At 48.5% G+C, this 25792-nt stretch carries 20 protein-coding genes; 13 read left to right on the forward strand and 7 right to left on the reverse strand.

The genetic code is table 11. From position 1 onward, the window contains the following. Positions 1–25: 25 nt before the first annotated feature. Positions 26–427, reverse strand: coding sequence for a nickel-responsive transcriptional regulator NikR (gene nikR / locus N2K84_RS01965; protein WP_282590083.1), 402 nt, complete (start codon positions 425–427; stop codon positions 26–28). A 125-nt stretch (positions 428–552) separates the two neighbouring features. After that, positions 553–2025 carry a cysteine--tRNA ligase gene (gene cysS / locus N2K84_RS01970; protein WP_282590084.1) on the reverse strand — a complete coding sequence of 491 codons (1473 nt, stop codon included), beginning with the start codon at positions 2023–2025 and terminating at the stop codon, positions 553–555. A 131-nt stretch (positions 2026–2156) separates the two neighbouring features. Between cysS and N2K84_RS01975 the strand changes: the two genes are divergently transcribed. After that, positions 2157–3530 (forward strand): radical SAM protein, encoded by a 1374-nt coding sequence (locus tag N2K84_RS01975; RefSeq protein WP_282590085.1) that lies wholly within the window; start codon positions 2157–2159, stop codon positions 3528–3530. A gap of 74 nt (positions 3531–3604) precedes the next feature. On the opposite strand, the gene N2K84_RS01980 is transcribed toward N2K84_RS01975, so the two are convergent. Both N2K84_RS01980 and N2K84_RS01985 read right to left on the reverse strand, forming a co-directional pair. Continuing rightward, positions 3605–5245, reverse strand: coding sequence for a glutamate synthase-related protein (locus tag N2K84_RS01980; protein ID WP_282590086.1), 1641 nt, complete (start codon positions 5243–5245; stop codon positions 3605–3607). Positions 5246–5584: 339 nt separating this feature from the next. Further along, positions 5585–6508: a hydroxypyruvate isomerase family protein gene (locus tag N2K84_RS01985; RefSeq protein ID WP_282590087.1), complete on the reverse strand. Its 924-nt coding sequence runs from the start codon at positions 6506–6508 to the stop codon at positions 5585–5587. A gap of 194 nt (positions 6509–6702) precedes the next feature. Between N2K84_RS01985 and N2K84_RS01990 the strand changes: the two genes are divergently transcribed. From N2K84_RS01990 to N2K84_RS02020, 7 genes are all read left to right on the forward strand, one after another. Further along, positions 6703–7863 carry a Gfo/Idh/MocA family protein gene (locus N2K84_RS01990; protein ID WP_282590088.1) on the forward strand — a complete coding sequence of 387 codons (1161 nt, stop codon included), beginning with the start codon at positions 6703–6705 and terminating at the stop codon, positions 7861–7863. Positions 7864–7918: 55 nt separating this feature from the next. Beyond that, a complete protein-coding gene (locus tag N2K84_RS01995) occupies positions 7919–8914 on the forward strand; it encodes a sugar phosphate isomerase/epimerase family protein (RefSeq protein ID WP_282590089.1) in 996 nt (331 codons plus the stop codon). A gap of 34 nt (positions 8915–8948) precedes the next feature. Continuing rightward, a complete protein-coding gene (locus N2K84_RS02000) occupies positions 8949–10268 on the forward strand; it encodes a Gfo/Idh/MocA family protein (protein WP_282590090.1) in 1320 nt (439 codons plus the stop codon). A gap of 119 nt (positions 10269–10387) precedes the next feature. Further along, positions 10388–12961 (forward strand): beta-mannosidase, encoded by a 2574-nt coding sequence (locus tag N2K84_RS02005; RefSeq protein ID WP_282590091.1) that lies wholly within the window; start codon positions 10388–10390, stop codon positions 12959–12961. A 157-nt stretch (positions 12962–13118) separates the two neighbouring features. Beyond that, positions 13119–13835, forward strand: a complete 717-nt coding sequence (locus N2K84_RS02010) for an HAD family hydrolase (protein ID WP_282590092.1) — start codon at positions 13119–13121, stop codon at positions 13833–13835. Between the two features lie 3 nt (positions 13836–13838). Then, positions 13839–14642 (forward strand): DUF2797 domain-containing protein, encoded by an 804-nt coding sequence (locus N2K84_RS02015; protein WP_282590093.1) that lies wholly within the window; start codon positions 13839–13841, stop codon positions 14640–14642. Between the two features lie 194 nt (positions 14643–14836). After that, on the forward strand, positions 14837–15850 hold the full coding sequence (locus N2K84_RS02020) for a branched-chain amino acid aminotransferase (RefSeq protein WP_282590094.1): 1014 nt from the start codon (positions 14837–14839) through the stop codon (positions 15848–15850). Between the two features lie 180 nt (positions 15851–16030). Here the strand turns inward: N2K84_RS02020 and trpS are convergent, their stop codons facing one another. Further along, complete coding sequence (gene trpS, locus N2K84_RS02025; RefSeq protein WP_282590095.1) at positions 16031–17032, reverse strand: tryptophan--tRNA ligase; 1002 nt, start codon at positions 17030–17032, stop codon at positions 16031–16033. A 412-nt stretch (positions 17033–17444) separates the two neighbouring features. On the opposite strand from trpS, the gene N2K84_RS02030 reads away from it, so the two are divergent. From N2K84_RS02030 to N2K84_RS02045, 4 genes are all read left to right on the forward strand, one after another. Then, a complete protein-coding gene (locus N2K84_RS02030) occupies positions 17445–18821 on the forward strand; it encodes a TrpB-like pyridoxal phosphate-dependent enzyme (RefSeq protein WP_282590096.1) in 1377 nt (458 codons plus the stop codon). 160 nt (positions 18822–18981) lie between these two features. Beyond that, a complete protein-coding gene (gene rbfA / locus N2K84_RS02035; RefSeq protein WP_282590097.1) occupies positions 18982–19320 on the forward strand; it encodes a 30S ribosome-binding factor RbfA in 339 nt (112 codons plus the stop codon). A 69-nt stretch (positions 19321–19389) separates the two neighbouring features. After that, on the forward strand, positions 19390–20205 hold the full coding sequence (locus N2K84_RS02040) for a class I SAM-dependent methyltransferase (protein ID WP_282590098.1): 816 nt from the start codon (positions 19390–19392) through the stop codon (positions 20203–20205). Between the two features lies 1 nt (position 20206). After that, the gene (locus tag N2K84_RS02045; protein ID WP_282590099.1) at positions 20207–21430 is read left to right on the forward strand and encodes an ABC transporter permease; all 1224 of its coding nucleotides are present in this window, start codon (positions 20207–20209) and stop codon (positions 21428–21430) included. A 63-nt stretch (positions 21431–21493) separates the two neighbouring features. Here N2K84_RS02045 and N2K84_RS02050 read toward each other — a convergent pair whose 3' ends face one another. Both N2K84_RS02050 and N2K84_RS02055 read right to left on the reverse strand, forming a co-directional pair. Then, the gene (locus N2K84_RS02050; protein ID WP_282590100.1) at positions 21494–22198 is read right to left on the reverse strand and encodes a response regulator transcription factor; all 705 of its coding nucleotides are present in this window, start codon (positions 22196–22198) and stop codon (positions 21494–21496) included. 94 nt (positions 22199–22292) lie between these two features. Then, a complete protein-coding gene (locus N2K84_RS02055) occupies positions 22293–23330 on the reverse strand; it encodes a sensor histidine kinase (RefSeq protein ID WP_282590101.1) in 1038 nt (345 codons plus the stop codon). Between the two features lie 157 nt (positions 23331–23487). Between N2K84_RS02055 and N2K84_RS02060 the strand changes: the two genes are divergently transcribed. Continuing rightward, complete coding sequence (locus N2K84_RS02060) at positions 23488–25740, forward strand: inorganic phosphate transporter (RefSeq protein ID WP_282590102.1); 2253 nt, start codon at positions 23488–23490, stop codon at positions 25738–25740. Positions 25741–25792 lie beyond the last annotated feature (52 nt).

Raw genomic sequence — 25792 nt, forward strand, 5'->3', positions numbered from 1 at the left:
TAGTGTTACTATTTAGATAAAAAATTTATCCTACTTTGCTCATAATCAATTTTCCATGCTGGATTCCTTTCACCGCAATCAATTGGTCGGCCAGATTGGTGAGTTTGAATGAGGGTCCCTTCACGGCAACAATTTCCAGGCAATTATCCGGGTTAATATGGAACAACTGGGAAGAAAGGATTACATCCTGATATTCGGTTTGTACATCCAACAGTTTTGCGCGGAGATCTTTCTTGTTTAGGTTGTAAACCAAGGTGATGGCGCCTGCCACCAGGTTGTCGCATTTCCACTTATGCTCCACCAGGTTTTTTTCAACCAAAAAGCGAATGGCTTGCGATCGGTTGGAAAACGAGTTTTCCCGAACGTATTCATCCAGTGCTTTCAGCAGCTCTTCTTCCAAAGAAACGCCAAAACGGGTTACAGCCATGGTGTTACTTATTTTATGATTTGTGTTACAGAATGTGAAAATACAGTTTTTTTGCCTACAAGAACGGGCAGACATGAAAAAACCTTTCGCGCTAACGAAAGGTTTTCTGGTATGTTTGGGTGAATTTATTTCAATTCCCAGCTGAAGCCATCCTTGGTATCTTTGACGATAAATCCCAGTTTGGCCAGTTCGTTGCGTATTTTGTCGGCTGTTGCCCAGTCTTTGTTGGCTTTCGCCTCCTGCCGGATTTGCAGCAACAAGTCGATAGCGGCCTGGTAGGCTTCGTTGCTTCCGGCAGCGGCTTGCTCCGGTCGTTTCAGTCCAAATATGTCATAAACGAAGGTCGCGTACAACGATTTCAAATCAGCCAGGTCGGTGGCCGATATGCTTGCCTTACTGTCGGCAATGGAGTTGATAAGTTTCACACCTTCAAACAAATGGGCAATGGCAATCGGGCTGTTCAAATCGTCGTTCATGGCTGCGTAGCACTTTTCTTTCAGTTCAGAAATGTTTACCGAAGAAGCACTGCTTACCGTTAGCTTTTCGAGCGTTTCAGCAGCTTTTAAAAGCCTTTCCATGCCTTTTTCTGCTGCTTGAAGGGCCTCGTTCGAGAAGTCCAGCGTGCTGCGGTAATGGGCTGTAAGCATAAAAAACCGGATGGTCATGGGGCTGTACGCCTGATCGAGCAGGGGATGGTCCCCGCTGAAAAATTCCTCCAGCGAAATAGCATTTCCCAACGATTTTCCCATTTTCTGGCCGTTCAGGGTGATCATGTTGTTGTGCATCCAGTAGCGCACGGCGTCGTGTCCGTGGGCCGCTTTTGCCTGGGCAATTTCGGCTTCATGGTGCGGAAAGGTGAGGTCCATCCCGCCACCGTGAATGTCGAATGTTTCACCTAAATATTTTGTGCTCATGGCAGTACATTCTAGGTGCCAGCCCGGAAAACCATCGCTCCACTTGGATGGCCAGCGCATAATGTGCTCGGGCGAAGCTTTTTTCCATATTGCAAAGTCGAGCGACGAGCGCTTTTCGTCTTGTCCGTCCAGATCGCGTGTGTTGGTCTGCAAATCCTCAATCTTTCGTCCCGAAAGTTCGCCGTAGGGATAATGCTTGGCGTATTTTTTTACATCAAAATACACCGAACCGTTGCTTTCGTAGGCAAAGCCCGAAGCCAGAATTTTCTTCACCGTTTCAATTTGTTCGATGATGTGGCCGGTAGCGCGCGGCTCAATGCTGGGCGGCAGCACGTTCAGCAATTCCATGTTTTTGTGGTAATCGTTGGTGTAGATCTGTACCACTTCCATGGGCTCCAATTCGTCCAGCCGGGCACGTTTCTCAATTTTATCCTCTCCTTCGTCGGCATCGTTGGCCAGGTGGCCCACATCGGTAATGTTGCGAACGTAACGTACTTTATAGCCAAGGTGTTTCAGGTAGCGGAACAGCAGGTCGAACGTGATGGCCGGGCGGGCGTGTCCCAGGTGGGCTTTGCCGTAAACAGTGGGCCCGCAAACGTACAAACCAACCCTACCCGGGTGAATGGGTTCAAAAACTTCTTTTTTTCGGCTTAATGTGTTGTATATCTGTAGTTGATTTTCCATGAACTCGGCAAATTTTTGCAAAGGTAGAAAATTTTTACCGCGCTGAATCTGGAATTGTTTATTGAAATATATTTGCCGACGGTTATTTGATATACTGAATGAATAGGTTAACACCATTAAAACAGCGGCACTTGCTGAGAAATCAGGAAGAGTACCAGGTGAAATACAACTTTCTGAAGTTTCCTTCACCGGAGGAAGCCGCTGCCGCCATGCAGGAGCGACAAACGATTTTGTCGGCCATTGAAAGTCGTGTAAAGTGGGGATTCCACCACAGTAAAGTGGATGTGACAAACCTCTCGAGGGGCTGCCAACTCTGTGGTGAAGGGCAGTGGTCGTGCCTGTTTATCAACAACCTGTGCAACGGCAGTTGTTTTTATTGCCCCACCCGGCAAACCGATTTGGCCCGCCCCGAAACCAATACCCTTATTTTCGACGAACCGGAAACCTATGTGGAATACATCCGCAAATTTGGATTTAAAGGTGTTAGTATTTCGGGGGGCGAACCGCTTATTTCGTTCGATAAAAGCGTGGCCTTTATAAAAGCGGTGAAAGATGCCTTTGGTGAGGAGGTTTATGTTTGGCTTTATACCAACGGCATATTACTGACGCCCGAAAAAGTGGCAGCGCTGAAGCAGGCCGGACTCAATGAAATGCGCTTCGACATTGGTGCCACCGATTACAAAACCGACAAACTCCGGTTGGCGGTTGGGCAAATCCCGGTGGTGACGGTCGAGATTCCGGCTGTTCCTCTGGAAGAAGACCTGCTGAAGCAAAAAATCCGTGAGTTGAAGGGTTTGGGTGTAAGTCACCTGAATTTTCACCAGATGCGGCTGACGCCCTACAACTTCAATCAACTTATAGAGCATGGTTACAGTTACACGCATGGTGAAAAAGTGACCGTGATTGAATCCGAATTAACTGCTTTGAGGTTGATTCAATATTCGCTGGATGAAGGTATTGACTTTCCGATCAATTACTGTTCGTTTGTTTATAAAAACAGGCATCAGAAGTCGGCTAACCGGAAAAAACATGCGCCTTATGTGGTGTATCCGTGGGAAAGCATCACCGAAAACGGCTATATGCGCAACCTGTATGCAAAAGTGGATAACGGCATGCACGAGCAGGTTTTATCACAGTTCGCTGCTAAAATCGCATCCGGAAAAGCCTCATTCAGTGCCCGGACTGGCCGGTTTGATTTTCATTCGGAAGAACTTGCCCTTGTCAAATCGCTTCAACTTCCGGTTTTTGTGGAATATCATGTCAGTCATATTTTTCCGCAAGCTACCGGCATAAACGATTTTCAAACTGTCCACCTTGACGGAGACAAAGAAGTGGTGGTGGAACGCCGTCCGGCTGCTTTGCCCATAGAATTGAATGCGGAAAATATGAACGTCATGGAAGCGATGCTTTCCGGTAACCTTCCATACCAAGAATCAACAGATGCCGATATTCAGCAAATAATGGGTTTTGAACTGATTCCGGAAGGGCTGGGGGAGTATTATTAAAAAGGGTTTGAAACAGGTGGAAATAAAAAAATCCCCCAAAAAAATTGAGGGATTTCCGGTGAGGATTAATTCTGTTAGGAATTCAAGATTCTCAGCGCTTCGTCGTTCAGCGCGTCAGTCATAAACGGAATACCGGTTACTTGTTCGGTTTCGCGGTTGGCCGTGATGAGGTCATTGCGCGAAATTTGGTCGAGTGAAAACTTCCGGGCACCGGCCATAAATTGCTGTAGGCCACCGGCAAGTTTGTCGGCATAGCCACACATGGCAATGGCACCAAACGGAATGTTTTTCATTTCATCTTCTCCCACTCTGTTCTTCACCGATTCGTATTGGGCGAAAATCTCCTCGGGATACTTTCCGTATTCCATCACCGAAGGCGGCAAGGTTTCCCAATGGCCGTTCAATTCAGCCCTTCTTTCCGGGAATAAAGCTCCTTCAATGTTACTTCCCAGGAAGCCGGCAATCATCGGTGCACGGCCCAGGCAAACCAGTTTCGTAAATGGTGCCCCAAGTGCAAGTGATTTAAACATATGGTCTTCGCGGGCAAAACCTCCGGCAAATGCAATGTCGGGTACCTTAATACCTTTGTCGGCCAGTATTTTACAGTATTCGTACGCTTTTGCATGAAGGGCCAGGGAGGGAATTCCCCAGTGTTCCATCATGTTCCATGGGCTCATTCCTGTTCCGCCACCAGCTCCGTCGATGGTCAACAGATCGAGTTTGGCATCGGCCGAAAAGCGGATGGCCATAGCCAGGTTTTCCATGCCGTAAGCGCCTGTTTTCAGGGTAATCCGTTTGAAGCCTAATTTACGGAGGTAACTGACCGAATCCATGAAGCTTTCGCGCGTTTGTTCCACCGAGTGCATGTTGGTCGATCCCAACCGGCTGTGCCGGGCAAAAGAGGTCAGGTTACGGGTTTCGTAAGTTTTAATTACCACTGGATCAAATGGATCGGGATCGACAATATAACCGCGGTTTTTCAAGAACTGGGCATATTCCAGGTCTTTCACCTGAATTTCGCCACCAATGTCTTTGGCGCCTTGTCCCCATTTCAGTTCAATGATAATGTCGTTGCCGTATTTGTCAATCAAGTACTCGGCTACCCCGTTGCGAGCGTCTTCCACGTTCATTTGGATGATAATTGCTCCGTATCCGTCGTAATAACGGTTGTAAAGCTCAATTCGGCGCTCCAGTTCCGGGGCTTTTGAGATTCGTCCTTTCTCGAGCACCGATTCGCGATCGATGCCTACAACATTTTCGCCAACGACTACCGGGAAACCGCACAAGGCTGCACCAATGGCAAAAGATGGCCAGTAGCGGGCCGCAATGAAGGTAGAGCCCAGGGCGCCGGTCATCATCGGAATCCGGCACTTGGTTTTGATTTCGTTCCCAAACTCGGTTTCAATGTTCACGTTGGTGAAAATACAGTCATCCGGATCATCGGTCAGGTGTGCGGGCACTCCGTTCGATCCGTAAGCATACCCTTGGATGCGCAGGGCATGATAGCCCATTCCTACAGATGTAACGTTCGAAGAGCCTGACGTGGAATAACCGAAACGGCGCGGGTAAAGCATTTTGCGCCCTTCGAGGCACGAAAGCCAGGTTTCACATTTGCCTTTGCAGGCAGAATCGCACAAAGTACATAAACCGGATTCACATGGAGTACCCCGGTTCACCGTGCCTAGGGCATCGTTGTTTTTAACTTGCTGTAACATGGTTTTTTATTAAAAATGAGTGTGTGTGAAATATGACATTTGTCAGAAACGACAAAATAAAACATATTCGCAAAAAATACGAATGAAATCGAATGAAAAATCTACTGGAAGTTTCATTTCTAAAACATGGGATCTGATATTGTTTTAAAAAGTAAATTTCTTTTTAGAGGAATGATGGTATAATCTTTTATAAACATGATGCCAATTGGATGGAGCATCCAGAGATATTTAGGTAGCAAAACCGCATAAAAATACCGTCCGGGCAGCTATCAGCTGAAGAGTTGATACTCCGGACGGTTTAATGATTTTCAGTAAATATAAAAAATCGAAGGATTTGAACTAAAAACTGTCGGCTTCGCGATAGGCGTTGATGAAAGCCAGTTCGCCTTCCTTTCCTGGTAGGCTGCGCCCGTGTTCGCAGCAAAGCGTTCCCTCATACCCCTTGCTGTGAATGTGTTTGAAGATGTTTTTATAATTGATTTCGCCGGTCCCGGGTTCATTGCGCCCGGGGTTGTCGCCAATGTGGAAAGCTGCAATGGCATCCCAGGCCATATCAATGTTGGGGATGAGGTTGCCCTCTGTAATTTGCTGGTGGTACAGGTCGTCCACAATTTTGCAGCTGAGACTGTTCACCGCCTTGCAAATCATGTACGCTTGCGGGATTTTGGTCAGGAACAGGCCGGGATGGTTGGTCCAGGCATTCAGCGGCTCCATTACCAGTTGCAGGCCCGACGGTTCGACGATTTCGCAGCACATCCGCATATTGTCGATCACGTTGGCGGTTTGGTAGTCCCATTCCAGATCGTCGGCATAACGTCCGGGAACCACCAGCGCGGTTTTGGCGCCGGTGCGTTTGGCGCATTCCAGTCCTTCCTGCATTTTCTTTTTCAGCATTTCCCTGATTTCGGGGTCCTGTGTCACAAACGACTTTACGCTGAAATCGGCATACAGCACAAAAGGCCCCAGGTCCATGCCCAAGCGGGCCAGCTCGTTGGCAATCTTTTCCTGCAGGGCCGGTTGCTTGCCCATCAGCCCGTTATCGAAAATCGCCCGGAAACCCTGGTCGTGCATGAATCGGATCTGGTCAACCGGGTCGTCGCCGGCAAGCTCCTTAAACGTTCCTAAAGAAGGTGCATATTTTAGCTTGAATTGCGCTTCGTTGGAAGTTTTTGCGGTCGCAGCCGAAGTGGCCAAACTGCCTGCCAATCCGGTAAATACCAGGCTCCCGGCAGCCGTGTTTTTTAGAAAATTTCTTCGTTTCATAGGTTTGTCATTGGTAGATGATGCTCAAAAGTAGCTATTCTGCCATCAGACGGGCAACATGTTTTAAAACGTGTTTATACGACCAAATCCGGTCTGGTCTGTTGTGGTTTTCTTTCCGAGATTGTTCCGGCTTCACAATAAGTTTTATACATTTGGGAAATTTCATCATTCTTAAACCAATTAAACCAATCACGATGAACCGAAAACTACGCATGGGCATGGTTGGTGGTGGGGCCGGCGCTTTTATCGGGGCCGTTCACCGCATCGCCGCCCTCATGGACAACCAAATTGAACTGGTATGCGGCTGTTTCAGCAGCCATCCCGAAAACTCAATCGCATCCGGAAAATCGTACTTCCTTCCCGAAAACCGGATTTACACCAGTTATGCGGACATGTTTGAGCAGGAAGCCAAACTGCCTGCCGGTGATCGCATGGATTTTGTGGTGATCGTCACCCCGAACCACCTGCATTTCGACCCGGCCATGCAAGCCCTCGAACATGGCTTCCACGTGGTACTCGACAAGCCCGTAACTTTCACCCTGGATGAAGCCCTTCAGCTAAAAAAGAAACTGGATGAAACCGGCCTGCTGTTGGCGCTCACCCATACCTATTCGGGCTATCCGGCAGTGAAAGAAGCCAAAGCCCGCGTTGCCCGGGGTGACTTCGGCAACATCCGCCGTATTTACGTGGAATATCCGCAAGGCTGGCTTTCATCCAAACAGGAAGATGCCCGCAACAAACAGGCTGAATGGCGCACCGACCCCAAACGATCGGGTAAGGCGGGCTGCATTGGCGATATCGGTACCCACGCCCACCACCTGGCCGAATATATTTCGGGCCTGAAAACCACCGAGATCTGTGCCGAACTGAACACTTTTGTTCCGGGCCGTTTGCTGGACGATGACGGCGCTGCCCTGCTCCGTTTCGACAATGGAGCCAAAGGCGTGCTGATGGCCTCGCAGATTGCAGCCGGCGAAGAAAACAACGTCAAAATCCGCGTGTACGGCGAGAAAGGCGGATTGGAATGGCAACAGCACGAACCCAACACGCTATGGATTAAATGGGCCGACCGCCCCACCGAAATGGTGCGCGTGGGTACCGGCCAAATGGGTGCCTGGGCCCAACACAACACCCGTACGCCCGGTGGCCATCCTGAAGGGTACCTGGAAGCCTTTGCCAATATCTACCGCAACTTTGCGCTTACCCTCCAGGCGAATTTGAAAGACGAACAGCCCACGCCCGAGATGCTCGATTTCCCCGGTATTGAAGACGGGATCCGCGGGATGCGCTTCATTGATGTGATGGTGGAAGCCGGCTACAACGACTCCGTAAAATGGGTGAAGTTTGAGCCGTGAGCCGTGAGCCGTGAGCCGCGAGTAGCAAACATCAAGAATCTAAAACCAAATGAACATGGGAAGACCTGTTACACTTTTTACCGGACAATGGGCCGATTTACCCATTGAAGCCATGTGCCAAAAAGCCAAAGAGTTTGGCTACGACGGCCTGGAGCTTTGCTGCTGGGGAGACCATATCGAAGTGGATAAAGCCGATCAGGCCTATTGCAACGGGCGGCTTGAACTACTGAAAAGATACGACCTGCAACTGTTTACCATTTCCACCCATTTGGCCAGTCAGTGCGTTTGCGATCCCATTGACGAACGGCACAAAAACATCCTCCCCACCTATATTTGGGGCGATGGTGACCCGGAAGGCGTCCGACAGCGAGCCGCTGAGGAAATGATCAAAACCGGGCAGGTGGCCAAACGACTGGGTATCGATACCGTAGTGGGTTTCACCGGCAGCCCGATCTGGCACATGCTGTATTCATTCCCGGCCGTATCGCAGGCGCAGCTGGACAAAGGCTATGAGGAATTTGCCCGACGCTGGACACCTATCCTGGACGAATATCAAAAGATGGGGGTGAAATATGCGCTGGAAGTCCACCCCACAGAAATTGCCTTCGACATTGCCACTGCCCATCGGGCACTGAAGGCCGTCAACTACCATCCGGCTTTTGGCTTCAATTACGATCCGAGCCACTTTGGCTACCAGCATGTGGACTATGTGCGGTTTATCAACGAATTTGCTGACCGTATTTTTCATGTTCACATGAAAGATGTGTACTGGAGCGACATTCCGACAACTGCCGGTGTTTTTGGCGGGCATATGGAGTTTGGCGACAACCGGCGCTACTGGAACTTCCGCAGCCTCGGACGCGGCAAGATCAACTTTGAGAACATCATTCGCGCTTTGAATGACATCGGGTACAACGGCCCCCTTTCGGTTGAATGGGAAGACAGCGGCATGGACCGCGAAGCCGGTGCTGCTGAAGCTTGCAACTTTGTAAAGAAAGTAGATTTTGCACCTTCGGGACAAGCTTTTGACGATGTGATGAAAGCAGAGTAATCCAACAAACATTATTTTATTTTAACCTAAATCAATGACAACAAGCAGAAGAACATTTATCAAAAACACGACAGCAGCAACTGCTGCTGTTGGCCTGGCGGCCTCAATGCCGGCAGCGATGAGTGCCTGTTCCAGTCCCGACAAGTTGGTCCGTTGCGGACTGATTGGCGCAAAAGGCATGGGCTTTGCCGACCTTCGGGCTTTCCTGGGGCAGCCCAACACCGAGTGTGTGGCCATTTGCGATGTGGACCAGCGCGTGCTGGATGCCCGCGTGGCCGACACCGAAAAGTTACAGGGGAAGAAGCCCAAAGCCTATAATGACTACCGAAAGTTGATTGAAGATCCGGAGGTGGATGTCGTCATTATCGGAACACCCGACCACTGGCATTGCCTGCCCTTTGTGGCTGCCTGCGAAGCCGGGAAAGATATTTATTGCGAAAAACCCCTCGCCAACTCCATCGAAGAGATCAACATCATGGAGCGGGCTGCCGCTAAATACAAAACGGTGGTACAGGTGGGGCAGTGGCAACGCAGCGACCCGCACTGGCGCGATGCCGTGGAGTATGTGTATTCCGGTAAGCTGGGGAAAATTCGCACCGTGCGAACCTGGGCCTACCAGGGATGGATGGAGCCGGTTCCCGTTCAGCCCGATAAAGAACCACCTGTCGGCGTGGATTATGATTTCTGGTTGGGCCCTGCCCCGAAAAGGCCTTTCAACCCCAACCGCTTTCACTTTAACTTTCGGTGGTTTTGGGATTATGCCGGCGGGCTGATGACTGATTGGGGCGTACACATCATCGATTACGGTTTATTTGGGATGAAAGCCAAAGCGCCGAAATCGGTCATGGCAATGGGGGGTAAATTTGCTTACCCCGACGATGCTTCGGAAACTCCCGACAGCTTGCAGGCTTTGTACGAATTTGACGACTTTACCCTGTTGTGGGACCACGGCACGGGCATCAACGCAGGTCACTTTGGCCGCGACCACGGTGTAGCCTACGTGGGCAACAATGGTACGCTGGTGGTCGATCGCAATGGCTGGGAAGTGATCCCCGAACGCAAAAACGACAAAGACCTGATTGAACGGGTGGAACTGCAAAAAGGAACCGGCAAAGGGCTGGAACTTCACATGGCCAACTTCCTGGATGGAGTACGCAACCGCAAATTCGACCTGAATTGCAGCATCGATATTGCTGCCAACACAGCCCGGGTGGCCCATTTGGGTAACATTGCCCTGAAAACCGGCCGCCGCCTGTATTGGGACAGCGATAAAAGCCAGTTTGTTGGCGATGAGGAAGCCAATAAATTCCTTGTCCCCACTTACCGCAGCCCGTGGGAATTGCCAATAATCTAACGCTTCCAGATCCGGTCTCATTCATATGGGCCGGATCTTTTTACAAATAGGCTGGATTTACTTGTGTATCAACGATTCATTTCCGAATTTTGGTTTTTGAATATTAAACGTCTAACCCAATGATCAAACACTTATCTGTAATCCTGGTGTTGGCATCCGGCATGTTTGCCTGTCAACCCAAAGACCCTTCGCTAATGATAACCCAGGAAATTAATGAGGGCTGGCAATTTGCCGAAGATGGCAAAGATGACTGGCTCCCTGCCGCAGTGCCCGGTTGTGTGCACACCGACCTGCTGGCCAACGAAAAAATTGAAGATCCCTTCTACCGCCTGAATGAACGCGATCTGCAATGGATCGACAAGCTGAACTGGGCTTATAAAACTAACATCCGGGTAGAAAAAGAACTGATGGCGCGCGATCGCGTGGCGCTCGATTTTAAAGGATTGGATACATACGCCGACATTTTTCTGAATGGCAAGCAGGTAGCATCAACCGATAACATGTTCCGCGAATATCTGGTGGATGTGAAGTCTTTCCTGCAAGAAGGCGAAAACGAGCTGAAAATTGTTTTTCGCTCGCCCATCGTCGAAGGCTTAAAAAAATACGATGCCAATCCGTTTGTTATCCCCGTGTCGGATAACGATCTGGCTGAAATCGGGCAGGTGGAAGGTGGCAAAAAGGTGAGCGTTTATACCCGGAAAGCGGGTTATCACTTTGGCTGGGATTGGGGGCCCCGCCTCGTAACCAGCGGCATTTGGCGCCCGGTTTATTTGAAAGCCTGGGACGATGCCCGTATCAACAATCTGCAGATTGTTCAGCATGAGGTGAACGAACAAAAAGCCACCTTCACAGCTGTTATTGAGGTTGAATCGGAAAAATCAGGGCCTGCCATCATTCAGCTTGAAAATGATGGGCAAGTATTGGCCACTGCCCAAGTAAAACTGCAAGCCGGATCAGCTACCTACCCGGTTGATTTTCAAATCGCCGACCCAAAATTGTGGTGGACAAACGGTTTGGGCGAACAACCTTTGTACACCATCAAAGCCAGTCTGCGCATTGACGGGCGTACAACCGAAGCAACCGGCCGCATTGGAATTCGTACGCTGGAGCTGGTCCGCGAAAAAGACGAGCAGGGTACGTCTTTTTACTTCAAATTAAACGGTGTGCCGGTTTTTATGAAGGGCGCCAATTATATCCCCAACGATGCCTTCCCGTCGCGTGTTTCGGACGATATGTACCAAACGGTGGTGAACACGGCCAAAACATCGAACATGAACATGCTGCGCATTTGGGGCGGCGGCATTTACGAGGACGACCTGTTTTATGATTTGTGCGACGAAGCCGGTATCCTGGTTTGGCAGGATTTTATGTTTGCCTGCGCCATGTTCCCCGGCGACGATGAATTTCTGAGCAACGTGAAGGAAGAAGCTGCCGACAACATCCGCCGGTTGCGCAATCACCCCAGCATTGGCCTATGGTGCGGCAACAACGAGATTCTGGCAGCCTGGTACAGCTGGGGCTGGAAACAGGCAGAAGAGGCAAAGAGCCAGGAAAATGCGGATAAAATCTGGAAAGCATACGAAGATATCTTCCATAATGTCCTTGCCGAGGCGGTTGAAGAGCACGATCCTGCGCGGGCATATTGGAGCTCCAGCCCGTCATCGGGGACAGGCATACCGGCCGATTTGGTGAATGGAGACGAGCACTATTGGGGAGTTTGGTGGGGCAAAGAACCGTTTAAAAATTACGCCACCCACATCGCCCGTTTCATGAGCGAATACGGATTCCAGTCGTTTCCCGAACTGAAGACCGTGAAACAATACGCCTTGCCCGAGGATTTCGACATTGTTTCGGAGGTAATGAACTCGCACCAACGTTCGTCGATCGGTAACAAAACCATCGAGTACTATATGTTGCAGGATTATAAAAAGCCAAAGGATTTTGAGTCGTTCCTGTATGTAAACCATGTGTTGCAGGCCGAAGGTATTAAGTTTGCCGTGGAAGGCCATCGCCGTGCCATGCCCTATTGCATGGGCAGTTTGTACTGGCAAATCAACGACTGCTGGCCGGTGGCTTCGTGGAGCTCGACCGACTATTACCAGCGCTGGAAAGCCCTGCAATACTATGTGAAAAAGGGTTTCGAGCCCATTCTGGTTTCACCGTACACCGAAGGCGATTTCCTGAAAATAGGCATCGTGAGTGACCGGCTGCAGAGAATTAATGCAACGTTGAAACTCAGTATGGTGGATTTCAGCGGGAAAGTGGTTTGGGAAAATGCCGTGCTGGCAGAAATACCCGCCAACTCCAGCGCATCGTATTACGACGTAAACCTGGTGGAATTCCTGGAAGGGAAAGACAGCCGAAACCAATTGCTGGTTGCCGAGGTGGTTGAAAACGGACAGGTAATTGCTAAAAACTTGTTCTATTTTCGTCCAGTCAAAGAATTGAACCTGCCGAAACCTGAGGTGGATTACACGATTGCAGCAGTTGATGGTGGCTTCGAGATTAGCTTGCAATCTGACAAACTGGCCAAAAATCTGTTTATAACCATCGGCGACGAAGAAGGCTTTTTCTCGGACAACTACTTCGATCTGTTACCCGGAGAACCGGTGAAAATCAAGCTGCAAACAGCTATTCCGAAGGAGAAACTTGATGAAGTGCTGGCCATCCAAACCCTGGACGGGGCATTCTGAGCCGAACTTTCGGTAAGGGAGTAAGTTTTCAATTGGAGGAGAAACTCATTCAGCTAAAACTTTCTTGTCCTCATCTGTTTCATTTATATGGAACGTTGTATTTTTGGTGATCGAAAATCAGTGACTATCATCGCCGCTTGAAAAGAAAGGAACGAGAATGAGTTTGCAACATATACAGGTCATTGCATTTGATGCCGATGACACTCTTTGGGAAAACGAAAACTTTTTTAGGGAAGCCGAACACGACTTTTGCCGGGTGATGGCCGAATTTCAACCCGACAAAAAAGTGATGGAAGCCTTGTACCGCACCGAAGTGCAAAACATGGAACTTTACGGGTACGGTATCAAGGCTTTCATTCTTTCGTTAATTGAAACGGCGCTGCTGGTGTCGGATAAAAAAGTGAGGCCGGAACAAATAGAAGCCATCATCGGTATCGGGAAAGACATGCTGCAAAAGGATGTGATTTTGCTGGACGGCATCGTGGACCTGCTCGACAAACTGTACGGCAAGTACCGGCTGGTGCTGGCTACCAAGGGCGATTTACTCGACCAGGAGCGGAAGCTGAAGAAATCGGGACTGCTGAAGTATTTTCACCACATCGAGATCATGACCCACAAGCGAAAGGAAAACTACCAGGAACTGCTGAAACACCTCGACATTCCGGCCGAAAATCTGCTGATGGTAGGTAATTCGCTGAAGTCCGATATCTTGCCTGTTATTGAGCTGGGCGGTTATGGCGCGCATATTCCGTACTACACCACCTGGATCTTTGAGCAGATGGACCCCAAAGATATTCAGAGCGAGCGCTTTTTTGAACTGAAACAAATTCACGAAGTTTTAGACCTGTTCAGCGAAACGTTTTTATACACTTAAACTATGGAATACAAGGGAAATATCCTGAAAATGCGCACCGAGCCTGACGAACCTATCCGGTATTTTTTGCCGGTGGGCGAACAGGAAATCGACATGAACGCTCTTTTGGGCAAGTCCATCCGTTTTCAGTTCAACGGGCAAATCAACTGCATTGCCTGCGGGAAAAAGACGAAAACTTCCTTCGGGCAGGGCTTCTGTTATGCCTGTTTTCAAACTGTTCCTGAGGCCAGCGAGACCGTTATGCGCCCGGAACTGTCTAAAGCCCAATTCGGCATTGCCCGCGATCTGGAATGGGCCCGCGAGCACGACCTGATCGATCACTATGTGTATCTGGCCGTTTCAAGCGAGCTGAAAGTGGGCGTTACCCGTCATCATCAAATCCCCACCCGTTGGATTGACCAGGGCGCCAGTTATGCCATCCGAGTGGCCAAAACACCCAATCGCCACATTGCCGGGGTAATGGAGGTTTTCCTGAAAAAGCACTTCACCGACAAAACCAACTGGAGGGCCATGCTGCAAAACAACGTGGCCGAAAACTTCGACCTTGCGGAGGAAAAGGCCAACCTCATACATCTGCTGCCTGCCGAGCTGCAACAGTATGAATGTCCCCAAAATGAGGTGATAGCCTTGCATTATCCGGTATTGGAATACCCGGCAAAAATCAACAGTCTTACCTTTGACAAGGATCCCGTGGTTGAAGGAATTTTGCAGGGCATAAAAGGCCAATATCTGCTGTTCGACAGCAATCGTGTCATCAATATCCGCAAGCATAATGGCTATTTTCTGACGGTCACTTTCGATTCATAATTGTTCTACCGTTGATTGAGTTAATTAGAAAGTAGCGGATTTGTATCCCTTTCAATCTCGTAATCGCTTGTTACATAAACTATTTCTATAACATTAATTTTTCAGCCTATTTCAGCGGCTTGTCGTTTATTGTCAGCTAATTTTTTCGTTATTTTAAACTTTCCTTAAAAACGGCTCGACAAACATTTTTTATTATGGAAAATCTCGATTGGAAAAACATAGGTTTCGGATACCGGAAGACCGATTTCAATGTGCGTTGTTATTATAAAGATGGCGCTTGGGGCGAACTCGAAGTGAATGATTCGGAGTACCTAAACTTGCACATGGCAGCTACTTGTTTGCATTACGGGCAAGAGGCTTTTGAAGGCCTGAAAGCCTTTACGGGCAAGGACGGCAAGGTGCGCATTTTCCGGATGGAAGACAATGCCCGCCGTATGCAGTCGTCGTGTGATGGCATTCTGATGCCGCAGCTTCCGGTTGAGAAGTTTACCGAAGCCGTGAAACTTGCCGTGAAGAAAAACCTGAATGTTGTACCTCCGTATGGCTCCGGCGCTTCGTTGTACATTCGTCCGGTATTGTTTGGCACCGGTCCCGAGATTGGCGTAAAACCTGCCAGCGAGTACATGTTTATCGTGTTTGTGATGCCCGTTGGACCATACTTCCCCGAAGGGTTTAAACCCACCGACCTGGTGATTATGCGCAAATACGACCGTGCAGCACCCCAGGGGACCGGTAAATACAAAGTGGGCGGAAACTATGCTGCCAGCCTCGTAGCCGGTAAAAAAGCCAAAGCCGGACATTATTCGGCCGTGCTTTACCTCGACTCGCGCGAGAAAAAATACATCGACGAATGCGGCCCTGCCAACTTCTTTGCTATTAAAGACAATACCTATATCACCCCGCAGTCCGATTCTATTTTGCCCTCTATCACCAACATGAGTTTGATGCAGCTGGCCGAAGATTTGGGGCTGAAGGTGGACCGTCGGCGGGTACCCGTTGAGGAATTGGAAACGTTTGAGGAAGTGGGCGCCTGCGGAACTGCTGCGGTGATTTCGCCCATCAAGCGCATCCACGACGATGATCTGGACAAGGAATACCTGTACGGTACCGAACCTGGCCCCTGGAGCACAAAATTGTACGAAAAGCTCCGCGCTATCCAGTGTGGCGACGAACCCGATGTTCATGGTTGGGTAACCTTAGTTGAGTAAGCGTTTCTAAACGATTATACACAGCCCCGTCCGGATTCAGGATGGGGCTTTTTGCTTCGGTAAAGTTTCTCAGTCCGCCCCAATTCAGGGCTTCAATCTAAGTGAAGCCCTGGATAATACATACAAAAAAAGCCGAACAAAACTGTCCGGCATGAATTATGAATCATTTTGCAGAGAATGCTAAAACAAGCGTTTGAATCCGATGATCGATTTAACTTCTTCCAAGGTGCGTGAAGCCGATTCCCGGGCTTTTTCGGCGCCCAGCCTGGCCACCTTGGCCAGGTAAGCATCGTCTTCCAGGATTTCGATAATGCGCTCGCGAATGGGCGAGGTGTAGCCGATAATATCTTCGGCCAGCTGCTTTTTCATATCACCGTAGCGGATTTGGCAGTTGGCGTAAGCTTGCTCATAATGTTGAACCACTTCGGGATCGGAAACAATGCCCATCAACGTAAACAGGTTTTGGATAGGTTCTGGTTTTTCAGCGTTCATTTCGGTAGGGCCGGCATCGGTAACGGCGCGCATTACCTTTTTGCGGATGTCCTTCGGGTCGTCGTACAGGTTGATGGCGTTTCCTTCCGATTTGCCCATCTTTCCGCTGCCGTCCAGGCCGGGAACCTTAATCAGGTCGGCACCGCCAAAGGTAAACGGTTTGGGCGTGGGGAACACTTTCTTCCCGTACATCCGGTTAAAACGCTTGGCAAACTTGCGGGCCATCTCCAGGTTTTGCTCCTGGTCCTTGCCAACCGGTACAAAGTTGGCTTTGTGAATGATGATGTCGGCTGCCATCAGTACCGGGTAGGTCAGCAGGCCGGCGTTGACATTTTCGGGCTGCTTGCGTGCCTTTTCCTTAAACGAAGTGGTGCGTTCCAACTCGCCCAGGTAGGCGTTCATATTCAGAAAGGTATATAGCTCGGTTACTTCGGGCACATCACTTTGGATAAAGATGGTGGCCTTTTCGGGGTCGATCCCGCAGGCCAGGTATTCGGCCAGTACTTGTTTCACCCCCGACTGAAGGTTCTCGGGCGTGGGATGGGTGGTCAGCGAATGAATGTCGGCAATGAAGAAGAAACAGTTGAAATCTTCCTGCATTCGCAGAAAATTACGCACTGCTCCGAAATAATTGCCCAAGTGTAAATATCCTGTTGGCCTGATGCCACTTACAACGGTCTTTTTGTTCATCTGATAGTTCTTGAAGAAAGTGAGCTGCAAAAATAGCTTGATTCCCTGAAAGACAAAAATTTATTTTACTGCCTGACGGGTAGTTTTGGGTGAAGTATTTTTGGCCTTTTTACTTTTAACTTTCTCCTTTGATTTGCAATCAAGAATCAATTTAAAATATCAATCCGTACTTTTTTTCGGTTGAAAACTTTGAAAATAATAATTAGTTTTACGGAAATTTGAACTGAAACAGATGTTGATTGTCAATTCACATGCCGGAAATTGGTGGTGGCGCAGCCTGAAACAGCTGGCGTAAACAATTTCTTGGTAGATTATAAAATACAAAGGCCATGTTGTTTACGCAGCATGGCCTCGCTTTTTGGGGATGATATTTCAAGTGCAACAAAAAATAAACTGATAAAATAACTGAATTATGGCCAGACACAAAAAGATTTATTTGGACGAGGCAGATATGCCTAAACAATGGTATAACCTGGCGCCGGACCTACCCACTCCGCTAAACCCGCCTTTGGGCCCGGGTGGTGTGCCGGTAACCCCGGAAATGCTTGCCCCGGTTTTTCCGATGAACCTGATTGAACAGGAAGTGAGCATGGAACGCTGGATCGACATTCCCGAAGAAATTCGCCAAATTCTGTTCCGCTGGCGCCCAAGTCCGCTCATTCGCGCTTACGAGTTGGAGGAAGCGTTGGGAACCCCGGCGAAGATTTACTACAAAAACGAAGGCGTTTCGCCTGCCGGAAGCCATAAGCCCAATACGGCTGTTGCCCAAGCCTGGTACAACAAGCAATTTGGCATTAAAAAACTGACCACCGAAACCGGCGCCGGACAGTGGGGCTCGGCCCTGTCGTTCGCCTGCTCCATCATTGGTGGCATCGAGTGCAAGGTGTATATGGTTCGTGTAAGTTTCGACCAGAAGCCTTTCCGCAAAATGATGATGCAAACCTGGGGCGGCACCTGCATTGCCAGTCCAAGTACAGAAACCCAGGCCGGACGCGACATTCTGGCCAAATACCCGGACACCCCCGGTTCGTTGGGGATTGCCATTTCCGAGGCTATTGAGGCCGCCGTAACCGACCCAACCGGGCAAACCCGTTATTCGCTTGGTTCGGTGTTGAACCATGTGATGTTGCACCAGACCATTATTGGTTTGGAGGCAAAAAAACAATTGGCCAAAGTCGGCATTTCCAAACCCGATGTGGTGATCGGCTGCTGCGGCGGCGGAAGTAACTTTGCCGGCTTGTCGTTCCCGTTCATTTACGACAAAATTCATGGCGCCGATATCCAGGTGATTGGCGCTGAACCGTTCTCGTGCCCAACGCTAACAAAAGCTCCGTTTATATACGACCATGGGGATGTGGCTCAAATGACACCGCTGATGGCCATGCACAGCTTAGGCCACAATTTCATCCCGGCGCCCATCCATGCCGGTGGATTGCGTTACCACGGTATGGCTCCGCTGGTAAGCGCCGCCCTGCGCGACGGCTTGATGGAGGCTCAAGCTATTCACCAAAGCGAATGTTTTGAAGCTGGCTTGTTGTTTGCTAAAACCGAAGGCATCATCCCGGCGCCGGAGACTACCCATGCTATTGCGGCTACCATTCGCGAAGCTAAAAAAGCCAAAGAGGAAGGCAAGGAAAAAGTCATCCTGTTCAATTTCTCCGGACACGGTTTGATGGACTTGGTGGGCTACGATAAATATCTGGCCGGGAAATTGTCCGACTACGAATACCCGGAACATGAAATAGAGGCCAACCTGTCTCAATTGAAAGGATTCCCGCTTCCCAAATAAACAGCATTAAAATAAGGAGAGCAGAGCAGAAGTTTCGGCATTGTCCGGGACTTCTGTTTCTGTTTAAAAGGAAACCGTTTCGCATGGGAGGCTTCTACCGAATAAAATCGGACAATACAGTATTTTGCTTAACTTTGCAGCTGACTAGCAAATTTCGAAAATGGAATCAACTCGACAGCAAAAAATAAGCCGGTTACTGCAAAAAGAACTGGCCGATATCTTTCAAAAAGAAAGCCGTACCCTGTTTATGGGAAAAATAATCAGCGTGACCACGGTGCGTGTAAGTCCCGATCTGGCGCTGGCACGTTCCTACATTAGCATCTTCCCTTCAGAAAATGCCCGGGAAGTTTTAAAGCAAATCCGTATTGCCAATCCAAAAATCCGGGGGCTCCTGGGGCGCCGGGTAGGAAAACAGCTACGCGTTATTCCCGAACTTGAGTTTTACATTGATGACAGCCTTGATTACATCGATAAAATTGACGAACTCCTGAAATCATAAAAAGTCCCGATGATCAGTCTCAGTTGGCAGATAACAATCTTGAACTGAAAACGGCAAACTCGAAACTGTATGCAATACGATCCGATCAAACGTTCGCTGGGTAGGGTGTTCAACCAAACTCCGGCATTGAGAAAGCTTTTCTATCGCCTGCTCGATCTGCTGCTGCTGCGTGCCTGGCATGTCGGGGAAGAGCTAAAAAAGCTGAATCTTCCCGAGACAGCACATATTCTGGATGCCGGTTCTGGTTTTGGACAGTACACTTACCGCATGAGCCGGATGTTTCCGAAGGCCAGCATTTTGGCGGTGGATGTGAAAGAAGATCAAATTGCCGATTGCAACCGCTTTTTTGGACAAATAAAGCGGGCTGGCCGGGTGCGTTTTGAAGAAGCAGACCTCACCCGGTTTGTGCAACCTGGTAAATTCAGCCTGATCATTTCAATTGATGTGATGGAGCACATCGAAGAAGATGTGCAGGTGTTTCGCAATTTTCATCAGTCGTTGACAGAGGAAGGTGTGTTGCTCATTTCCACGCCGTCGGATCAGGGTGGCTCGGATGTGCACGACCATGACCACGAAGAGGGAGTGCATGGTTTTATTGATGAGCATGTTCGCGATGGCTACAACATTCGCGAGATTGAAGAAAAACTCAAATTGGCAGGCTTCTCCAGGGTTGAAGCCCGCTATTCGTACGGCAAACCCGGCAGACTGTCGTGGCGTCTGTCCATGAAATACCCCATCCAACTGCTTGGGGCGAGCAAGTTGTTCTTCGTCCTGTTGCCCTTTTACTACCTGATTGTTTTTCCCTTGGCAGCTTTGCTGAATTATAGGGATGTGAAAAGCCGCCACACTACCGGAACCGGTTTAATCGTAAAAGCTTTTAAATAAATTGAAACTGGCCTTTTACATAGCGCGCCGTTACCTGATTTCGAAAAAATCGGTCCATGTGATCAACCTGATCTCGGGCTTGTCGGTTGTGGGCGTTGCGGTGGGTACTTTGGCGCTGATTGTCGTGCTTTCGGCCTTCAACGGGATCGACCTGTTTATCCGCGATTTGCTGTCCAGTTTTGATCCGGACTTGAAAATTACGGTGGCCGAGGGCAAAAGTTTTTCGACTGAAGGGCAGATTTTTGACGAGGTAACCAACCTGGAGGGTATCGCTTCCTGGACACAGGTGGTGGAAGAAAATGCGCTCCTTCAGTACGACGAGCGGCAAAAATATGCTGTGGTGAAAGGCGTGGAAACCAATTATGCCTCGTTTTCCGGCTTGGATTCCATGATTATTAACGGTCAGTTTATGCTGGAAAACGGGCCGCACCAGTTTACTGTAATCGGGCAGGGGGTGGCCGTTGACCTGTCGGTTGGCTTAAATTTCGTCGATCCCATTCATGTTTACTATCCAAAGAAAGAACAACGAACCCAAATTGCACTCGAAAATTCGTTCAACCACGAATCCTTGTTTCCCTCCGGCGTGTTTTCGGTGCAGCAGGAAATCGACAGCAAATACATCTTGGTGCCCATTGCCTTTGCGCGCTCCATTTTTCAGTTGGAAGAGAGGGTAACGTCGCTGGAGCTTCAGTTGAAGGAGGGCGTTGACGTCAGCATGGTGAAGTCGCAGGTTCAGCAATTGCTGGGATCGGGTTACCGGGTGCAGGACCGATTTGAGCAACACGAATTTTTGTACCGGGTGATGCGCTCCGAAAAATGGAGCAGCTTTATGATCCTGAGTTTTATTTTGGTGATTGCCTCATTTAATCTCCTGGGCTCGCTCACCATGATTATCATCGATAAAAAGGACGACATCCACATCCTCGAAAGCATGGGCGCCGGTAGCCGGCTTATCCGGATGATCTTTCTGCTCGAAGGTTGGCTGATTTCAGCCATCGGGGCCTTTGCCGGTCTGGTACTGGGAATTGGTCTGGTATGGGCCCAAAAAAACTATGAACTGCTGAAATTGCCCGGCGACGGCGCCTTTGCCATTTCGGCCTATCCTGTACAGCTACAATTACCTGATGTGGTAGCTACCTTGCTAATTGTGTTGGGCATTGGTTTTCTGGCCGCTTGGTACCCCGTAAAGAGCTTGGCGAAGCGTAAAACTACGGGGTACAATTAGATTTTTTTCATTTGTGTTCTCAAGGGTAATGTATCACCGACTCTTTTTGTTGAAATATTTCAACTATTCCACAAATTTATAGCCGATCCCTTTCAGGGTTTTGATGTGGTCGTTGCCGATTTTCTCGCGCAATTTGCGGATGTGAACGTCGATGGTACGGTCGCCCACCACCACATTGTCGCCCCACACCGAATAGTATATTTCTTCGCGGGTGAACACCTTTCCGGGTTTCGACACCAGCAGGGAAAGCAATTCGAATTCTTTTCGCGGCAGCACCATCTCTTCGTTGCTCATTTTAATCAGGTAGCGTTCTTTGTCGATAACCAGGTCGCCAATGGTAACGGTATTGCTGTTTTCTACCGGGGCTGCTGCAGCCGTGCTGCTGCTACCGGTACGTTTTAGTAAGGCTTTCACCCGGCTGACAAGCACCTTTGGCCGGATCGGCTTGGTGATGTAATCGTCGGCACCGGCTTCAAAACCGGCTATTTGAGAATAATCTTCGCCCCTTGCCGTGAGAAAGGCGATAATACTTCCCTGTAGAGCCGGGATTTTGCGCATTTCCTCGCAGGCGGCAATGCCATCCATTTCGGGCATCATCACGTCCAGGATAATCAGGTGGGGGAGTTTCTTCTCGGCAATTTTGATGGCTTCGGCGCCATTCTGTGCCGTATATACTTTGAAACCTTCTTTTTCGAGATTATAGCTAATGAATTCGAGGATATCCACTTCGTCGTCAACCAGCAGGATTTTGTATTTTTCGTCGCTCATAATGGCACTTGTTAAGAGGTACTAAAGGTATTCCGATTGTATTAACAAAACATTACAAATTCATTAAAAAAGAATTTCACGAAAATTACCAATTTCATTTGGCTTTTTCAAGGGTGAAGGTGAAAGTTGTTCCTTCGTCAACCACTGATTTAACGTTGATGGTTTGCTTGTGCGCCTCAATGATGTGCTTCACGATGGACAGGCCCAGGCCGGTGCCCCCCTGCTCGCGCGAGCGGGATTTGTCAACCCGGTAGAACCGTTCGAACACGCGCGGGAGGTCGTTTTTTTCGATTCCGATCCCATTATCCATCACCTCAATCATGACATTTCCGGCCAAATCGTAAAACGACACTTTCACAAAACCTTTTCGTTTGCCGTATTTTATTCCGTTGGCTACCAGGTTGGTCATCACTTCCATGATCCGCTTTTTATCGGCACGCACCAATACGGGTTTTTCCGGCCGCTCAAAAACCAGTTGAATTTTTCGTTCGTTGGCCATCATCATTTCCATCTCGAACACCTCATCTACCATCTTTACCAAGTCGAAACTTTCAATGCGCAGCTTCAGTTCGCCCGACTCGAGTTTGGTGATCGATTCCAGATCTTCCACAATGGAAATCATCCGGTCGATGCTTTTTTCGGTGCGTTTCAGGTAAAGTTTGTTGATTTTCGGGTCATCCAGGCCTCCCTCCAGCAAGGTGAGAATGTACCCCTGGATGTTGAAGATGGGGGTTTTTAGTTCATGCGAAACGTTTCCCACAAATTCCTTGCGGTAACGCTCCAGGTCTTTCAACCGGGTAATTTCCTGGGTTTGGTTTTTGGCCCACTCTTCTACTTCGCGGCGAACATCGGCAATTACGTTTCCCTCCTGAGCGGCCTTCTTCCCCTTGGCTTTTTCCTGCACCGGGATTTCGCGGATTACTTTGTAGATGGGCTCGATTTTATCGTTAATATATTTCTTAAGTACGAAGACAACGCTTAGGTAAATGAGTAAAAAGAAAATAGCAACAAACAGTAGGTTGATATAAGCCGGGCTTTTGGAGTAGGTTGACAAAAGGCCGAAAAAGAGATATAAAACGCTGATCATTAGGGCCATGTAAAAGGCCAGTTTTCGTACCGGGTAGGTCTTCATTTCATCATAATTTTGTCAGTAAAAATATAACAAAAATCATAGTTCATCCTCATTAACAGTAAATTGATGGTTAGTTAACACTAATTTAATACGCGTAGAGTTACAGCTCTTTACTTAGCGTATATTTTTGCACGCGTTTATATTCAATCTTAAGTACATGGAACAATACTACCTTATTCTGGTTGTAGTCTTGTTTGCTCTGGCCATTTCTGATCTGGTTGTTGGAGTAAGTAATGACGCTGTCAACTTTTTGAATTCTGCTATCGGATCAAAAGCAGCTCCTAAGTGGATCATTTTTACTGTTGCCGCCCTTGGTGTGTTGGTTGGCTCTGTTTTTTCGAGTGGCATGATGGAGGTTGCCCGCAAGGGTATTTTTCACCCCGACATGTTTATGTTTTCGGAAATAATGATCATCTTTTTGGCGGTGATGATTACCGATGTGATTTTGCTGGACATGTTCAATACATTTGGCTTGCCTACATCTACTACGGTTTCTATTGTTTTTGAACTGTTGGGATCGGCCGTTGCCGTATCGTTGGTAAAAATTCAACGGGCAGGCGACAGTATCAGCACTCTTTACAAATACATCAACAGCGAAAAGGCGCTGGCCATTATCTCCGGTATCCTCATCTCGGTTATTATCGCCTTTGCGGTTGGTGCTATTGTGCAGTACATTTCGCGGTTGGTTTTTTCGTTCCGGCAACACCGGACGCTCAAATATTACGGCGCAATTTTCGGTGGGCTTTCTATTGCTGCTATGACGTATTTTATGCTGATTAAAGGAGCCAAAGGTGCGACGTTCATGTCGGATGAACTGGTGGCCTTTTTAATGGATAACATTTTCAATTTGCTGCTAATCAGTTTTATTGGATGGACCATCATTCTGCAATTATTGTATTGGATTTTCAAGATTGATATTCCTAAAATGATTGTGTTGGTGGGAACGTTTGGTTTGGCTATGGCTTTTGCCGGAAACGACCTGGTCAACTTTATTGGGGTTCCGTTGGCTGGTTTTCAGTCGTTTACTGCCTGGAGTGCAAGCGGTGGTGTTGGCGCAGATGCCTTTTCTATGGAAATGCTGAAAGGCAAGGTGCCAACCCCGGAGTACATGCTGGTAATTGCCGGATTGGTCATGATTATTACGCTTATCACATCCAAAAAGGCGCGGAATGTGGTGGCAACAACGGTTGATCTTTCGCGTCAAAGTGAAGGCGATGAGCGTTTTGGCTCATCGGTTTTATCGCGGGTAATTGTACGGAAAACGATCCAGGCTAATAAAAATATCCGCAAATTAATTCCCCATCAACTGAATGCGGCCATTGACTCGCGGTTTGAACATCCGAAGGCAGCGCCTGCAAAAAAAGGTGAAGAGAAGGCTGCTTTCGATAAAATACGGGCAGCAGTTAACCTGATTGTTTCCGGGATATTGATTTCACTGGGTACCTCGCTTAAACTTCCGCTTTCAACAACTTACGTGACCTTTATGGTGGCTATGGGTACTTCGTTGGCCGACCGCGCCTGGGGCCGCGAAAGTGCTGTTTACCGAATCTCCGGCGTGTTTGCCGTAGTTGGCGGTTGGTTTCTTACTGCCTTGGTTGCCTTTTCTGTTTCGGCGGTAATTGCCTGGATTATTTCTATTGGAGGCAATTATATGGTTTTTGCCTTCATTGTTCTGGCCATTTTCACCATCGCCCGCACGCACATCATCTTAAAGAAAAAGGCGGCCACACGTAAATCGGAAGAGGAAGAAAATATTGTTGAAACCGATGAGGCTGACAAGGTGATCGAGAAAACCAAAAAGCAAGTGGTAAATGCGGTTTTGACCATCAACAAAGTTTATTCAGTCAGTCTTGAAAGCTTCCTGCGCGAAGACCGGGGCCACCTGAAAGAAGCGCTGGACGCCAAGGATTCGTTTAATAAGAAGACCAAAAAGATGAAAAATAAGCTTTCTGAAGTTATTACCACCCTTCAGCAAAGTGATTCGCTCGAGATCGGTCATTTTTATGTACAGCTGGTTGATTACCTGCGCGAAGTTTTCCATTCGCTCAACTATTTGGTAGAGCCTATGTACGAGCACCTTGAAAATAATCACCGCCCCTTTGTAGCAGCCCAGGTGAAAGAATTGAATTCTTTTATTACGGAGACCAATGATTTTGTCAACTTGACACTGCATGTGGTTAAGGAAGAGCGTTTTGAAGAGATCGACAATGTAATTCGCCAGCGCGATGAACTGATCGTAAAGTTATCGGCTCTCGAAAAAGCTCAGATTAAACGGATAAAAAACAAAGAAGTTAATACCCGAAACTCGGTTCTTTTCTTCAATATGATTACCGAAACAAAGAACCTGTTGATGAACTATGTCAATTTGATTAAGGCACAACGCGATTTCTTCTCGCGTGCAAAAAAATAGTGCGACGTTTCATTATTGATCGAAAAGCCTGGATAAATGCCTTAAAAACGCC

This window comes from Gaoshiqia sediminis (assembly GCF_025907915.1).
Taxonomy (GTDB): domain Bacteria; phylum Bacteroidota; class Bacteroidia; order Bacteroidales; family Prolixibacteraceae; genus Gaoshiqia; species Gaoshiqia sediminis.